Here is a 14,943-nt window from a genome sequence, read left to right on the forward strand (position 1 = left end):
CTTCTTATGCTCCTGCCTTGAAGCCGCCGCCGCTGGTGGCCTGGCGCGGCACCCGCACCACGCGCTGCACGAAGATCCCGGGCGTGACGATGCTTTCCGGATCCATGCCGCCCAGTTCCGCGAACTCGTGGATGCTGGCCACCGTGGTCCGGGCGGCCATGGCCATGATGGGGCCGAAGTTGCGCGCCGTCATGCGGTAGCTCAGATTGCCCCAGCGGTCGCCGCGCTCGGCCTTGATCAGCGCGAAGTCGGCGTGGATCGGGTATTCCAGCACCTGGCCCCGGTCCTCGATGATGCGGGTCTCCTTGCCCTCGGCCAGCGCCGTGCCGTAGCCGGTGGGGGTGAAGAAGGCGCCGATGCCGGCGCCGGCGGCGCGGATGCGTTCGGCCAGATTGCCTTGCGGCACCAGCTCCAGCTCGATCTTGCCGCTGCGGTAGAGCGCATCGAAGTGATGCGAGTCGGCCTGGCGCGGGAAGGAGCAGATGATCTTGCGCACCCGCCCGGCGGCCAGCAGGGCGGCCAGGCCGGTGTCGCCATTGCCGGCATTGTTGTTCACCACGGTCAGTTCGCGCGCGCCCTGATCCAGCAGGGCCTGGATCAGTTCATTGGGCAGGCCGGCCGTGCCGAAGCCGCCGATCATCACCGTGGCGCCGTCGCCGACGTCCCGCAGGGCCTGGGCAGCCGATTCATGAAGCTTGTCGATCATGGGCAACCTATTGGTAAAGTTCTAATTAAGAACTCAGGTTCTGAAAATGAACATGCTACGTGTTGCGATCTCGAGCGGTCAAGTCTGGCGTGACAATTCGCACATGAAAGTATTTGTGTCGATCCCCGGCCGCCCGAGAAGCAGTCTGTTTCACTTAAGTTCTCAGCCTCTTGAGTCGATGCTGCTGTTGAGGGTGCCTCAAGAACGAGGCCTACAAATCCAATGAAGGACAGAACTTCAGATCCTCTGATCGACGTGAGCCAGTTGAAGGTGGGTATGTTCATCCACCTGGATCTGGGCTGGATGTCGCACCCCTTTCCGCTCAGCAGCTTCAAGCTGAGTTCGGAGGATCAGGTCTTGGTGCTGCGGCGCCTGGGTCTGAAGCAGGTGCGCTGGAGCCCTGGCCGCAGCGAGCTGCAGCTGGATGCGGCGACCCGCCCGGCGGAGCTGCAGATCGTGGTGGCCGAACCCGAGCCCAGCCCCGAGCAACTGGCGCGCGAGGCGCATCGTCGCGCCCTGGCGGCGCAGCGCGAGGCCTTGTCCTTGTGCGAGCGGCAATATGGCGAGGCCGCCGCCGCGTTCCGCGAAGTGATGGAGCTGATGCCGCGTGCGCCGCAGAACGCGCGTGACCAGTCGGAGGCCCTGGTCGGCGCCCTGCTGGACAAGATGCTGATCGAGGGCGACCTGAACATCCGCCTGCTCAACGAGGGCGCCGGTGACCGCGCCACCGCCCATGCGCTGAACGTATCCGTCATCGCGCTGCTGCTGGGCCGCGCCTTCGGCCTGGGGCGTGACGAGATGATGGAGCTGGGCGTCGGCGCGCTGCTGCACGACATCGGCAAGCTGGAACTGCCGGCCCGCGTGCGCCACCGCGACGACGGTTTCACGATTGCCGAGACCCAGCTCTACCAGCAGCATGTGCAGAAGGGCGTGGCCCTGGCCCAGGGCATGGGCGTCTCGCCCGGCGCCTTGCTGGTGATCGCCCAGCACCACGAGAATGCCGACGGCACGGGTTTCCCGCAGCGCATCAATGTCGACCGCATGAGCGCCGCTTCGCGCATCGTCGCCCTGGTCAACCGCTTCGACGGCCTGTGCAACCCGCTGCTGGCTTCCAAGTCGATGACACCGCACGAGGCGCTGTCGCTGATGTTCGCCCAGGGGCGCAGCCGCTTCGACGCGACCATGCTGAACGCCTTCATCCGCATGATGGGCGTCTATCCGCCCGGCTCGGTGGTGCAGCTGACCGATGACCGCTATGCGCTGGTGGTGGCCGTGAATTCCTCGCGCCCGCTCAAGCCCAAGGTGATGGTGCACGAGCCCAAGGTGCCGCGCGAAGAGGCGCTGGTCCTGAATCTGGAAGAGCATCCGGACCTGGGCATCCGGCGCAGCCTCAAGCCCAATCTCTTGCCGCGCGCCTCGCTGGACTACCTGACGCCGCGCACCCGGGTGGCGTACTTCTTCGAGAGCGCGTACGCGCGGCTGGATGAGGAGAAGGCGGCGTGAGGCCGGCGCGGGCGAGCAGTACACCCCTCCCGCCCGCTGCGCACCGCCATCAGGCGTTGCTGGATGGGCTGCAGGAGGCGGTTTGGCTCGTCGACGCGCGCACGCTCGCCGTGCTGGCCGTCAACGAGGCGGCCACCCAGTTGCTGGATCTGGCGCCGCGACGGCTCGTCGGCGCCAGCATGGAATCCTTGGCCTGTACCGCGGAGGACGCGCTGTTCTGGGCCGAGGCCGCCGCCGGCGGGCGCGCCGGCCTGCACAGCGACACCATGATGCGCCGGGCCGACGGCCAGATGCTCTGGGTGGCGCGCCGCATCGTCCATGTGGCGCAGGCCGACGGCGACGGGGTCTGGCTGGTGTCGATGCGCGACCAGAGCCGCCAGCGCCAGCACGACGAGGAGCGCGAGACCCTGCTGGCCGAGCTGAAGGCCACCCTGGAATCCACCGCGGACGGCATCCTGGTCTCCGACCTGGCCGGCCGCATGCGCAGCTTCAACCAGCGCTTCGCTTCGCTGTGGGGTCTGCCCGAGGATCTGCTCGCCGAGCGCAACGACGAGGCCGTGCAGGCCTGGATGCGGCGCAGCGTGATCGACGGTGCGGCCTATGCCACCCGCTTGGCCGCGATCCAGGAAGCGCCGCTGCTGCAGACCAGCGACATCATCAAGCTGCTCGACGGCCGCGTGCTGGAGCGCGTGTCGCTGCCGCAATGGAGCCGCGGCCGGCCGATCGGTCGGGTCTACTCCTTCCGCGACCTGAGCGAGAAGCTGGCCGCCAGCCAGCGCATCGAGGAGCTCTCGCACACCGACATGCTGACCGGTCTGCCGAACCGCCGCGCGCTGGCCGAGCGGGTCGACTATGCCCAGGCCATGGCGCGTCGCGAGGGCAGCGGCTTTGCGCTGCTGAACGTGGACCTGGACCGTTTCAAGCAGATCAACGACACGCTGGGCCATTCCTATGGCGACCGGGTGCTGAAGGAAGTGGCGCAGCGCCTGAAGGAATGCCTGCGCGAGGTGGATACCGTGGCGCGCCTGAGCGGCGACGAGTTCGAGCTGCTGATCCACCAGGCCGATGCGCGCGGCGCCGAGCATGCGGCGCGCCGGGTGCAGGAGGCGATGGCGCGGCCCTTCAGCTTCGATACCCTGAGCTTCACCGTCACCTGCAGCACCGGCGTCGCGCTGTTCCCCGGGGACGGCGCCAGCGCCGAGGAGTTGATGGCCAGCGCCGAGCGCGCGATGCACTGGGTCAAGGAAAGCGGCCGCGGCACCTTCCGCTTCCACCAGCCACGCAAGGATGTGGACCTGCTGTCGCGCATGCGCCTGGACCATGCGATGCGCCAGGCCCTGCTGGAAAGCCAGTTCCGCCTGCATTACCAGCCCCAGATCGACCTGGGCAGCGGCCGGGTGGTGGGGGCCGAGGCGCTGCTGCGCTGGCGCGATCCGCTGCGCGGCGAGGTCTCGCCGGCCGAGTTCATCCCGGTGGCCGAGGAAAGCGGCTTCGTCGTCGCGATCGGCGATTGGGTGCTGCGCCAGGCCGTGCAGCAGGCTGCCGACTGGCTGCGCCAGGGCCGGCGCATGCAGGTGGCCGTCAACGTCTCGGCGCTGCAGTTCCAGCAGCCGCAGTTCGTCGACACCGTGGCGATGGCGCTGAAGGCAGCCGGTCTGCCGCCGGCGCTGCTGGAGCTGGAGCTGACCGAATCGATCCTGCTGCGCGACGCCGAGGAGGCGCTGCACCGCCTGGAGGCCCTGGCCGAGTTGGGCGTGTGCATGTCGATCGACGACTTCGGCACCGGCTATTCCAGCCTCGGCTACCTGAAGCGCTTTCCGATCCAGCGCCTGAAGATCGATCGCAGCTTCGTGCAGGGGCTGCCGAGCGATGCCAGCGATGCCGGCATCGTCAATGCGGTGATCCAGATGGGGCGCGCGCTGCGCCTGCTGGTGATCGCCGAGGGCGTCGAGACCGAGGCCCAGCGCGATTTCCTGGCGCGCGCCGGCTGCCACGAGTTCCAGGGCTTCCTGTTCGCGCCGGCGCTGGATCCGCGCGCCTTCGAGGACAAGGTCTGGCAGCCGCAGTTGCCGCCGCCCCGGCCGGCGATCCCGCCGGTGCGCCTGGTGCGCGGCGCGGCCTGAAGCGCGCGGCTCCGTCGGTCCGCTGACAATAGCGGGCGTGACGATCGGAGGTGATGCGCGATGTACAAGTTCAAATCCAAGGCTGCGGCCGACGTGATCATGCTGAACGCCTCGGGCGACCAGATCCTGCGCCTGCTGGGCCGCGAGCCCGCCGCCCAGGGCATCGTGACGAGCGCGCAACTGGGCAGCGCGATCTCCGCGCTGGAGCAGGCGGTGGCCGAGGATGAGGCCGAGTTCGCCCGCCGGCAGGCCGAGGCGCAGGCCCAGGGCGAGCCGGTACCGCGGCGCGAGGGCATCAGCCTGCGCCAGCGCGCCTGGCCCCTGTTGGAGCTGATGCGCCACAGCCTGGCCGCCGGCCAGGACATGGTCTGGGGCGTCTGATGGAGCTGGACAGCGTCACCACCCTGCTGGCGATCCGCCACGGCGAAACCGCCTGGAACCGCGAGACGCGGATCCAGGGGCAGTTGGACATTCCCTTGAACGCGCTGGGCCTGGCCCAGGCCCAGCGCTTGGGCCGGGCCCTGGCCGGCGAGCGCATCGATGCCATCTATGCCAGCGACCTATCGCGTGCCTGGCAGACCGCCCAGGCGGTGGCCGCGGTGCTGGACCAGCCGGTGCGGCCCGAGCCGGGGCTGCGCGAGCGCGGCTTCGGCCGCTTCGAGGGGCTGACTTGGGGTGAGATCGAGGCCAACTGGCCGGAGCAGGCCCTGCGCTGGCGGCGGCGCGAGCCCGATTTCGGGGCCGAGGGCGGCGAGCGGCTGCAGGATTTCTACCAGCGCGCCGTGGGTACCGTGGAGCGCCTGGCGCGCGCGCACCCGGGACAAACCCTGGTGATCGTGGCCCATGGCGGAGTGATGGATTGTCTCTACCGCGCCGGTCAGCGCCTGGACCTGCAGGCACCGCGCAGCTGGGTGCTGGGCAATGCCGCCATCAACCGCCTGCTCTACACCCCGGCGGGCCTGCGGGTGACGGGCTGGAACGACGATCTGCATCTGGAAGGGCTCGGCCTCGACGAGCGCGCGGCCTGAGCGGGCTGGGAAGTGCCATTGGGCACCCCGAAATTCATAGCATGGGAGTGTTGCGAATTAGCGTCGAACATCCTTCGGTCAAACCCTTGGACTTCTATACTGCGCCCACATCAGTGAACAAGACCGGGCAGGCCTCAGAGCCTGGCCTCCATTCAACTTCTCAAAGGTAAACGATGAAAAAGATTGCCCTGGTTGCTGCCCTGGCCGCCGTTTCGGCCTCTGCATTCGCCCAAAGCTCGGTGACGCTGTATGGCCGTATGAACACGACCGTCGAGAGCCAGAAGGTTGGCGACGGCGATCGCAAGGTGGTTGTGGCGAACAACAGCTCGCGTATCGGTTTCAAGGGCACGGAAGATATGGGCGGCGGTCTGAAGGCCTCGTTCAACCTCGAGCACGGCCTGAACTCCGACGACGGCCGCCAGACCAGCAGCGCCTTCTGGGGTCGCGAGGCCTGGGTGCAACTGGCCGGCGCTTTCGGCGCGGTCCGCATGGGTAACTTCACCCCCGAGTCGTACTTCGCGACTGCTGACTACATCAGCATGCACAACCACGACACCGGCTCTTCGAGCGACGCGCTGTACGCATTCAAGACCTACCGTTCGACCAACAAGGTCGGCTACTTCACCCCGAACTACAACGGCTTCAGCGGTAGCGCCTCGGTGTCGGCCGGCGAAGGCAATCCTGGCCAAGAGAAGCTGTATGACGTGGCTGCCAACTATGTCGGCGGCCCGCTGCACCTGGGTGCCGGCTACAGCAAGCATGGCGACGTCAACCAGTTCGCCATCCGCGGCCTGTATGAGCTGGGTGCCTTCACCCTCGGCGCCTACTACCAGCGTGCCGACGACGGTAACGACAGCCGCAACGTGTACCGCGCTTCGGCCATGTACGTCCTGGGCGCTTCGGAGTTCCACGTGAACTACGGTGCCACCCAAGGCCGTGGCGACTTCGCCGCTGCCGGCAAGACCCACCAGTTCACGCTGGGCTACAACTACAACCTGAGCAAGCGCACCAAGGTCTACGCTTACTACACCGACATCAACGCCAAGCTGAACAGCGCCGACTTCAGCTCGATCGCCGCTGGCCTGCGCCACAACTTCTGATCCTGCGGGACCGGAAAAGGGCCGAAGGCCCTTGCGCCAAACGGAAAAGCGACCCTCGGGTCGCTTTTTTCATGGGCGCTCGGCGGCGCGTCTATTCGTCGAACAGCTGGCCGGCGGTCTTCGGCGGCGCCACGCCCAGATGGCGGAAGGCGGCCAAGGTGGCGATGCGACCGCGCGGCGTGCGCTGCAGAAAGCCCTGCTGGATCAGGTAGGGCTCGATCACGTCCTCGATCGTGCCGCTCTCCTCGCCGATCGCGGCGGCCACATTGTCCAGGCCCACCGGTCCGCCATCGAAGCGGTGCACCACCGCTTCCAGCAGCTTGCGGTCCATCAGGTCGAAACCCCGGGGGTCGACGTCCAGCATCGCCAGGGCCAGGTCGGCGATGTCCTTGCTGATGCGGCCGTCGCCCTTGACGTCGGCATAGTCGCGCACGCGGCGCAGCAGCCGGTTGGCGATGCGGGGCGTGCCGCGCGAGCGTCGCGCCACCTCCAGCGCGCCGTCCGGATCGATCGGCGCATTCAGCAGCCCGGCCGAGCGGGTGACGATACGCTGCAGCTCGGCGGCGCTGTAGAACTCCAGCCGGGCGACGATGCCGAAACGGTCGCGCAGCGGGTTGGTCAGCATGCCGGCGCGCGTGGTGGCGCCGACCAGGGTGAAGGGCTGCAGGTCCAGCTTGATCGAGCGCGCGGCCGGGCCTTCGCCGATCATGATGTCGATCTGGTAGTCCTCCAGGGCCGGGTAGAGGATTTCCTCGACCACCGGGCTGAGGCGGTGGATCTCGTCGATGAAGAGCACATCGTTCTTCTCGAGATTGGTCAGGATCGCGGCCAGGTCCTTGGGCTTTTCCAGCACCGGCCCCGAGGTCTGGCGCAGGTTCACGCCCAGCTCGGCCGCGATGATGTGGGAGAGCGTGGTCTTGCCCAGGCCCGGCGGGCCGAACAGCAGCACATGGTCCAGCGCCTCGGCGCGCTTGCGGGCCGCGCCGATGAAGATCTCCAGCTGCTCGCGGGCCTTGGCCTGGCCCACATATTCGTCCAGCAGCTTGGGCCGCAGCGCGCGCTCGATCGCCTCCTCGTTGGGCGAGGTGGGCGCGGCGCTGATCAGGCGCTGCTGCGGGGCCGGGGTGAAATCGTCGCCGAACTTGTCGGTTTGGATGCTCATGACAATTTCTTCATGGCGAGCTTGATGCCCTCGCTGACGCCGATGTCGGCGGGCAGAGACTTGAGCGCGGCGGCCGCTTCCTTGTCCGAATAGCCCAGCGCCACCAGGGCCTGCAGGATGTCGGCATGGGCGTCGCTGGCCACGCTGGCCGGCAGCGCAAGATCCGGCCCCAGCTTGCCCTTCAGCTCCAGCAGCAGGCGCTCGGCCGTCTTCTTGCCGATGCCCGGCACCTTCACGAGCCGGCCGGTCTCCTGCTTGGAGACGGCCTGGGCCAGTTCGCCGACCGACAGGCCGGACAGCAGGGACAGGGCCATCTTGGGGCCGACGCCGCTGATCTTGATCAGCTGGCGGAAGGTGCTGCGTTCCTCGGCGCTGAGAAAGCCGAACAGCACATGGGCATCCTCGCGGATGCTCAGATGGGTCAGCAGGCTGGCGCGTTCGCCCAGCGCCGGCAGATTGAAGAAGGTGCTCATCGGCACGTCGACCTCGTAGCCGACGCCCTGCACATCGATGAGGACTTGCGGGGGCGATTTCTCCGCGATGACGCCTGTGAGTCTGCCGATCATGCGGCGATTATCGTGTGCCCCCGGCCCGCGGGTACGCGAACCGCCCTCCAGGGGGACAAGTCATGGCCGGCATCGAGCCGTCAATGACTTGCTCTGCGCCCGGCTTGGGGCGGCCCGGCGCTCGGCCGCAGTACGGTGGCTCAGTTGCGTCCGAACAGGCCCAGGCGCTGCGCTTCCAGCGCGGCCTCGGCGCGCGAGGACACGTTCAGCTTGCGGTAGATCTGCTTCACATAGTCGGCGATCGTGTGGCGCGAGAGGCCCAGCTGCACGCCGATCTCCGGCAGCGTGAAGCCCTTGGCCACGCGCAGCAGGACCTCGGTCTCGCGCTCGGTCAGCGAGACCTCGTGCAGCAGGGCCGCGCTCGGCGGGCGGCGCTGGGCCGTGAAATAGGCGATCACCTTGCGCGCGATCGAGGGCGACAGCGGCGGCTCGCCCTGGCTGATGCGCTGCAGTTGCTCGACCAGCAGCTCGCGCGACTGCTCCTTCAGCAGATAGCCGAAGGCGCCGGCCTGCAGGGCGGGGAACAGGTGCTCGTCGTCATCGTGGATGGTGACGATCACCGACTGCACCTCGGGCTGTTGCTCGCGCAGGGCCGTCACCACATCAACGCCGGAGCCATCGGGCAGGCCGAGGTCCAGCAGCGCCAGCGTGAAGCGCTGGGTCTGCACCTGCTGCAGCGCATCCTGCACGCGCGAGCATTCGGTGACCTGCGCATTGGCGAAGATCTGCTTCACCAGCGCCTTGAGCCAGGCACGGATTTCTGGAATGTCTTCGAGCAAGAGGATGTGGTTCATGGTCTTCCTTCGCCAGCCATCGCTGCGTCAAGTTATCTGGTATCGGCGCGCTTGCCAATCTCTGCAGCGCGCCGGGCCGACATTCAAAGCGGAATCGTGAGGCGTATCACGGTTCCCCACCCCGGCCCGGACTCCACCAGGCATTGGCCATGCATCTGCTTGGCCCGGGATTTCATGCTGGCCATGCCATGGCCCTTGTCGAGGCGACCGTCCAGTTCGGCCGTGATGCCCTGGCCATTGTCCTGGATCACGACCATGAAATCGCCATCCATCACGATGCAGCTGACGGTGCAATGGGTGGCGCCGCTGTGCTTGATGATGTTGCTGACCGCCTCGCGGAAGATCCGCGTGGTCTGCACATAGGCGCGCGCGGGCAGCGTGTGGACCACATCCTCGGCCGGGGCCTTCCATTCGGCCAGGATATTGGCCTGGCCCAGCCGCGAGACCACCTCGGCGCGCCAATCCCCCAGGGCGTCCAGCAGATGCACCGGCTTGCCGGTCAGGCCGCGCACCGACAGGCGCATCTCCTCCAGGGCCTCGCGCGCCAGGGTCGAGATGCGGTCGGACTCGCTGGTGTGGACGATGGTCAGCAGCTTGGCGCCCAGGTCGTCGTGCAGGTCGGCGGCGATGCGCTTGCGCTCGCGTTCGGTCACCTGCTCCAGCTTCTGTTCGGCCATCTCGCTGTAATTGCGCTCCATGTCGGCCACCTTGGCCTGGACATGCTGCTCATGCTCCAGCTGCTGGCGCTCGGCCTCGTCGCGCGCGCGGGCGATGCCCAGCAGCAGGTGCAGGCCCAGGGCCAGCAGCAGCAGCGGCGCGGCCAGCGCGGCCACCGGCCAGGGCCCCAGCTCCGCCAGCAGCACGGCCATGCCCAGCCACAGCAGCGGCGACGGCGGCGGGGCATCGCCCAGTATCAGGCCCGGGTTGCGCAGGCACCAGGCCAGCGCCAGCAGCAGCTCGACGCCCAGCAGCATGCTCCAGGCCTGACTCAGCGGCCGGGCCTGCTCGGGCAACAGCCAGAGGCTCAGCGGCATGGCCAGCGCCTGCAGCGGCAGGGCCCAGTTCAGCCAGGCGCGCCGCCAGCCGGTGCTGCGCAGCAGGTACTGGATCAGCGCCAGCGCGATCCAGGGCAGCAGGGCCAGCGCCAGCGGCTCGTGCAGCCGTGGGCTCAGCGCCGGCAACTCCGGCCAACGCAGCACGCCGCGCAGCACCCACAGCCCCATGGCCGCGGCCAGCCAGCCCAGATGGCGCTCGCGCGCATGGCGCTGCGCCAACAGACTCAGGGTCAGGGCCATCGTCAGCAACATGGCGCACAGCAGCAGGGCCAGCAGGTTTGTGGTGCTTTGCATGGGGCGCGATTGTGCAGGAAGCCTCGCGTCCGGCGCATCGCGGGCTACCCCCGTTCGGGCGGGCCAAGGCGGGCGACAATGGCCCCCGCACCGCCCTATCCACGATATCCACGAGCACGCCTTGATTCTTCGCCATCAATTCACCCCGGTCGACAACACCCGCCTGGCCCATCTGTGCGGCATGCTGGATGAGCACCTGCGCCAGATCGAGGCCGCTCTGGGGCTGCGCATCTCGCGCCGGCAGGAGCAGTTCCGCATCGAGGGGCCGAAGGCGGCGGCCGAACGGGGTCAGGTTTTGCTGAGCACGCTGTACGAGCGCGCCCGGCGAGCCATCGCGCCGGAGACCATGCAGCTCGCAATCGCCGAGGCGCTGGCCGACCTGGGGGCGGCCGCAAAGCCCGCCGGCAAGGATGGCGGCGCCGTGCCGGCCGCCGGCCATGCCGTGGTGCTGCGCACCCGCCGCGCCGATCTGGCCGGCCGCACGCCCAAGCAGCATGAGTATCTGCGCCATATCCTGGGCCATGACATCACCTTCGGCCTCGGCCCGGCCGGCACCGGCAAGACCTTCCTGGCCGTGGCCTGCGCGGTCGACGCGCTGGAGCGCTCGACGGTGCAGCGCATCATCCTGACCCGCCCGGCCGTCGAGGCCGGCGAACGCCTGGGCTTCCTGCCCGGCGACCTGACGCAGAAGGTCGACCCCTATCTGCGCCCGCTCTACGACGCGCTCTACGACCTGATGGGCTTCGACCGCGTCACCAAGGCCTTCGAGAAGGGCCTGCTGGAGATCGCGCCGCTGGCCTTCATGCGCGGCCGCACGCTCAACCATGCCTTCGTGATCCTGGACGAGGCGCAGAACACCACGCCCGAGCAGATGAAGATGTTCCTGACCCGCATCGGCTTCGGCAGCAAATGCGTGGTGACGGGCGACACCAGCCAGATCGACCTGCCCAAGGGCATGCCGAGCGGCCTGGTGGATGCCGAGCATGTGCTGGCCCGGGTCAAGGGCATCGCGATGACGCGTTTCACGTCCGCGGACGTGGTGAGGCACCCGCTGGTGGCGCGCATCGTCGATGCCTATGAAAAGCAGAGCAAGAAGAAGGAGGCGACGCGATGAGCCGACCGGAGCTGAGCCTGTCGTTGCAGTTCGCCGACCCGCGCCACAAGGCCCTGCTGCCGCGCCACAAGGTGGCGCGCTGGATCCGCGCCGCGCTGGAGCTGCCCGGCGAGATCGCGGTACGCATCGTCGACGCCGACGAGGGCCGGCGGCTGAACAAGGAATTCCGCGCCAAGGACTACGCCACCAATGTGCTGACCTTCGACTACAGCCATGAGCCGGTGGTCGGCGCCGACCTAGTGATCTGCGCCGCGGTGGTGGAGCGCGAGGCGAAGGAGATGGGCATCGGCATCGTCGACCATTACGCCCACATGCTGGTGCACGGCACCCTGCACGCGCAGGGCTACGACCACGAAGCAGACGACGAGGCCGAATGCATGGAAGCGCGCGAGAGCGAGATCATGCAGGGGCTTGGCTTCTCGGATCCCTACGCCGGCCGCGACTGATCAATAAGGGCAAGGCCGTTGATCCAGCGGAGTCCGAGGATCCGGCTTGGCCGGTCCTGCGGACTCGCCAAGGCCAAAGGCCATGGCCCTCGGCAGGCACAAACAGTCCTCAGGACTGTTTGTGTCCGGCCTCGGCCCCCTTGAGGGCGCGCGTCAGCGCGTAGGGGGGGGCCATCCCTCAGCGCTGTGTGCCCAGATAGCGCTTGCGCCAGAAGAAGGCGCCCAGCCCGACGCCGACCAGGGCCATCAGGGCCGAGGCGATCCAGAAGCCGCGGGCGCTGTGGATCAGCGGCAGCGCATCGAAGTTCATGCCGAAGATGCCGGTGATCAGGTTCAGCGGCAGGAAGATCGCGGTCAGCACGGTCAGCGTGCGCATGATGCTGTTGGTGCGGTGGCCCAGCGCCGAGAAATGCATCTGCACCGCCGACTCGGCCGAGGACTCGAGTCGCCGCACATGGGTCAGCACACGCTCCACATGCTCCAGCACGTCGCGCGAGCGCACCCGCAGCAGTTCGCGCTCGCGCTGCTGCGGCGCGTTGTCGGTGGCCGGCAGATCGTCCAGCGCGTCGATCCATTCCTGGATCGCGCTGCGCTGGTCCTCGCAGGTGTCCTCCAGCCAGTGCAGCGCGTTGCGCGAGTCCATCAGCACCGACCATTCGGTGAAGCGGCTGTGCGGTTCCAGCAGCGCCTGCTGCAGGGTGGCCAGATGCCGGCTCAGCAGGCGGCGCAGCTCCAGATAGCTGTCCACCATGTGATTCACCATGCGCAGCATCAGCTCGGCCGGGCTGGTGGGCAGGCGCGCGCTGCCGCGGAAGTCGGCCGCGCCCTGGGCCAGCTTGCCGAGCCGGTCGGCGAAGTAGTCGCGCACCAGGCAGTCGGTCGGATGCACGCTCAGCAGCACGCGGTCGAACACCGCGAAGCCCACCGGGCTGGTGTCGATGGCCTTCAGCGCATGCTGTGCCGACGCCAGGGTGCCGTGACTCTCATCCAGGAACAGCTGCTCGCTGCCGGGCAGGGCCGCCAGGCGGCGGAACACCAGCACGTCGTACCAGGAGGTGTAGTCGTAATGCGAGGGCAGCTGGTTGTTCAGCAGGTCGGACACATGCAGGTCCACCAGCTGGCCGCCGGTCCAGGCCTGCAGTGCCGTCTGCACGGCGGCCGCCTGGGTTTCGAACTCGCGGCGGCCATAGCCGACCCAGATGAAACCCTGCTCGGGCAGCCGTTCCGGCAGGGCCTGCAGCTCGCTGAAGCGCTCGCCCTGGATGTGGAAGATGCGCATCAGCCCTTCTTGAGCAGGCGCGCGGCTTCCAGCGCGAAGTAGCTCAGCACGCCGTCGGCGCCGGCGCGCTTGAAGGCCAGCAGCGCTTCCATCATCACCGCGTCATGGTCCAGCCAGCCGTTGGCGGCCGCTGCCTTCAGCATCGCGTACTCGCCGCTCACCTGGTAGGCGAAGGTGGGCACGCGGAACTCGTCCTTGACGCGGCGCACGATGTCCAGATACGGCATGCCGGGCTTGACCATCACCATGTCGGCGCCCTCGGCCAGGTCCAGCCCGACCTCGCGCAGCGCCTCGTCGCTGTTGCCCGGGTCCATCTGATAGGTCTTCTTGTCGGCCTTGCCCAGATTGGCCCGCGAGCCCACCGCGTCGCGGAAGGGGCCGTAGAAGGCGCTGGCGTACTTGGCGCTGTAGGCCATGATGCGGGTGTGAATGTGGCCGGCCTCCTCCAGCGCGTTGCGGATCGCGCCGATGCGGCCGTCCATCATGTCGCTGGGCGCGACGATGTCGACGCCGGCCTGCGCCTGCACCAGGGCCTGGCGGGCCAGGATCTCGACCGTGCGATCGTTGATGATGTAGCCCTGGTCGTCCAGCACGCCGTCCTGGCCATGGCTGGTGAAGGGGTCCAGCGCCACGTCGGTCAGGATGCCCAACTGCGGCACCCGCTCCTTCAGCGCGCGCACCACGCGCGGCACCAGGCCGTCGGGGTTGGTGGCTTCCTGGCCGTCGGGCGTCTTCAGCGCCGGGGCTATCACGGGGAACAGCGCCAGCACCGGAATGCCTAATGCGACGCATTCCTCCGCGACCGGGATCAGTCGATCCAGGCTCAGGCGCGACACGCCCGGCATCGAGGGCACGGCCTCGACCTTGTCCACGCCCTCGTGCACGAACACCGGCAGGATCAGGTCGTGGGCCGTGAGCGCATGCTCGCGCACCAATGCACGGGTGAAGGCGTCGCGGCGCAGGCGGCGCGGGCGGCTGGCGGGGAAGGGGGCCGGCAGGGCGGCTGGGCGAGAGGCGCGGGACGACAAGGCGGGACTCCGTGAATGAGGGGGTGCGGGCGGGCGATCGTGCAATCTGCCCAGTCTACGCATCATCCCGTAGAGACGCGGCCGCGAGCCCTCTGGTAAACTTGTCCCCGGATGATAGCCGCAAGGTGGTCGTCCCCTGCTTTTCCTCCCTGAGCAGGAGCCTTGACGTGATGACAGCGAAAAGGCTTTCCAACCCCGGCTCCATGCCGGGGTTTTTTTATGCCCTGCTGGCGGGCAGCGGCATGAGCTCGATCGGCATCGGGCCGAGGTCGACACATGGTGCAACCGGCCGCCGCGGGGCGGGGCCGCATAATGCCCCGATGCTCTGGATCAAAGCCTTTCACATCGTCTTCGTGGCCGCCTGGTTCGCCGGCCTGTTCTACATGCCGCGCATCTTCGTCAACCTGGCGATGGTGCCCGCCGACAGCCATGCCGAGCGCGAGCGCCTGCTGCTGATGGGGCACAAGCTCTACCGCTTCATGAGCATCCTGATGATCCCCGCGCTGCTGCTGGGCCTGTGGCTGTGGATGGCGAACTTCCAGGGCTTCAACCGCGGCTGGCTGCATGCCAAGCTGGCCCTGGTGGTGCTGGCCATCGGCTACCACCACATGTGCCGTGCGCACCTGCGCCGCTTCGAGCAGATGGCCAACAAGCGCAGCCATCGCTGGTTCCGTGTGTTCAACGAGATGTCGGTGCTGATCTTCGCGGCCATCGTGATCCTGGTGGTGGTCAAGCCCTTCTGAGC

Annotated in this window: 15 protein-coding genes; 8 read left to right on the forward strand and 7 right to left on the reverse strand. The window is 68.0% G+C overall.

Translation table 11 applies throughout. The features are described 5' to 3' along the window. Positions 1-4: 4 nt before the first annotated feature. On the reverse strand, positions 5-706 hold the full coding sequence (locus AC07OQ_RS11250; RefSeq protein ID WP_495053212.1) for a 3-oxoacid CoA-transferase subunit A: 702 nt from the start codon (positions 704-706) through the stop codon (positions 5-7). Between the two features lie 255 nt (positions 707-961). On the opposite strand from AC07OQ_RS11250, the gene AC07OQ_RS11255 reads away from it, so the two are divergent. The 5 genes from AC07OQ_RS11255 to AC07OQ_RS11275 all read left to right on the forward strand — a co-directional run bounded on the left by AC07OQ_RS11255 (position 962) and on the right by AC07OQ_RS11275 (position 6,460). Then, on the forward strand, positions 962-2,209 hold the full coding sequence (locus AC07OQ_RS11255; RefSeq protein WP_495053213.1) for an HD-GYP domain-containing protein: 1,248 nt from the start codon (positions 962-964) through the stop codon (positions 2,207-2,209). A 56-nt stretch (positions 2,210-2,265) separates the two neighbouring features. Then, positions 2,266-4,332, forward strand: a complete 2,067-nt coding sequence (locus AC07OQ_RS11260; protein WP_495053214.1) for a putative bifunctional diguanylate cyclase/phosphodiesterase — start codon at positions 2,266-2,268, stop codon at positions 4,330-4,332. A 60-nt stretch (positions 4,333-4,392) separates the two neighbouring features. Then, positions 4,393-4,713 (forward strand): DUF1840 domain-containing protein, encoded by a 321-nt coding sequence (locus AC07OQ_RS11265; protein WP_495053215.1) that lies wholly within the window; start codon positions 4,393-4,395, stop codon positions 4,711-4,713. Between the two features lie 5 nt (positions 4,714-4,718). After that, on the forward strand, positions 4,719-5,360 hold the full coding sequence (locus AC07OQ_RS11270) for a histidine phosphatase family protein (RefSeq protein WP_495053282.1): 642 nt from the start codon (positions 4,719-4,721) through the stop codon (positions 5,358-5,360). A 173-nt stretch (positions 5,361-5,533) separates the two neighbouring features. Further along, positions 5,534-6,460, forward strand: a complete 927-nt coding sequence (locus AC07OQ_RS11275) for a porin (RefSeq protein WP_495053216.1) — start codon at positions 5,534-5,536, stop codon at positions 6,458-6,460. Positions 6,461-6,551: 91 nt separating this feature from the next. Here AC07OQ_RS11275 and ruvB read toward each other — a convergent pair whose 3' ends face one another. The 4 genes from ruvB to AC07OQ_RS11295 all read right to left on the reverse strand — a co-directional run bounded on the left by ruvB (position 6,552) and on the right by AC07OQ_RS11295 (position 10,331). Beyond that, positions 6,552-7,622, reverse strand: coding sequence for a Holliday junction branch migration DNA helicase RuvB (gene ruvB / locus AC07OQ_RS11280; RefSeq protein ID WP_495053217.1), 1,071 nt, complete (start codon positions 7,620-7,622; stop codon positions 6,552-6,554). After that, the gene (gene ruvA / locus AC07OQ_RS11285) at positions 7,619-8,188 is read right to left on the reverse strand and encodes a Holliday junction branch migration protein RuvA (protein WP_495053218.1); all 570 of its coding nucleotides are present in this window, start codon (positions 8,186-8,188) and stop codon (positions 7,619-7,621) included. The genes ruvB and ruvA overlap by 4 nt, the downstream gene beginning before the upstream one ends. Positions 8,189-8,328: 140 nt before the next feature. Beyond that, positions 8,329-8,982, reverse strand: coding sequence for a response regulator (locus AC07OQ_RS11290; protein WP_495053219.1), 654 nt, complete (start codon positions 8,980-8,982; stop codon positions 8,329-8,331). Positions 8,983-9,065: 83 nt separating this feature from the next. Beyond that, positions 9,066-10,331: a sensor histidine kinase gene (locus tag AC07OQ_RS11295; RefSeq protein ID WP_495053220.1), complete on the reverse strand. Its 1,266-nt coding sequence runs from the start codon at positions 10,329-10,331 to the stop codon at positions 9,066-9,068. Between the two features lie 121 nt (positions 10,332-10,452). Here AC07OQ_RS11295 and AC07OQ_RS11300 point away from each other — a divergent pair, with 121 nt between their 5' ends. Both AC07OQ_RS11300 and ybeY read left to right on the forward strand, forming a co-directional pair. Next, positions 10,453-11,445 carry a PhoH family protein gene (locus AC07OQ_RS11300; RefSeq protein ID WP_495053221.1) on the forward strand — a complete coding sequence of 331 codons (993 nt, stop codon included), beginning with the start codon at positions 10,453-10,455 and terminating at the stop codon, positions 11,443-11,445. Then, positions 11,442-11,891 carry an rRNA maturation RNase YbeY gene (ybeY, locus tag AC07OQ_RS11305; RefSeq protein WP_495053222.1) on the forward strand — a complete coding sequence of 150 codons (450 nt, stop codon included), beginning with the start codon at positions 11,442-11,444 and terminating at the stop codon, positions 11,889-11,891. Before AC07OQ_RS11300 ends, ybeY begins: the two co-directional genes overlap by 4 nt. 178 nt (positions 11,892-12,069) lie before the next feature. On the opposite strand, the gene AC07OQ_RS11310 is transcribed toward ybeY, so the two are convergent. Next, positions 12,070-13,170 carry a magnesium transporter CorA family protein gene (locus tag AC07OQ_RS11310; protein WP_495053223.1) on the reverse strand — a complete coding sequence of 367 codons (1,101 nt, stop codon included), beginning with the start codon at positions 13,168-13,170 and terminating at the stop codon, positions 12,070-12,072. After that, positions 13,170-14,198: a porphobilinogen synthase gene (hemB, locus tag AC07OQ_RS11315; RefSeq protein ID WP_495053224.1), complete on the reverse strand. Its 1,029-nt coding sequence runs from the start codon at positions 14,196-14,198 to the stop codon at positions 13,170-13,172. Before hemB ends, AC07OQ_RS11310 begins: the two co-directional genes overlap by 1 nt. A gap of 320 nt (positions 14,199-14,518) precedes the next feature. Here hemB and AC07OQ_RS11320 point away from each other — a divergent pair, with 320 nt between their 5' ends. Then, on the forward strand, positions 14,519-14,941 hold the full coding sequence (locus AC07OQ_RS11320) for a CopD family protein (RefSeq protein ID WP_495053225.1): 423 nt from the start codon (positions 14,519-14,521) through the stop codon (positions 14,939-14,941). The last annotated feature ends 2 nt before the right edge of the window (positions 14,942-14,943 follow it).

It is taken from the genome of Roseateles sp. GW821-FHT09B06 (assembly GCF_059418245.1).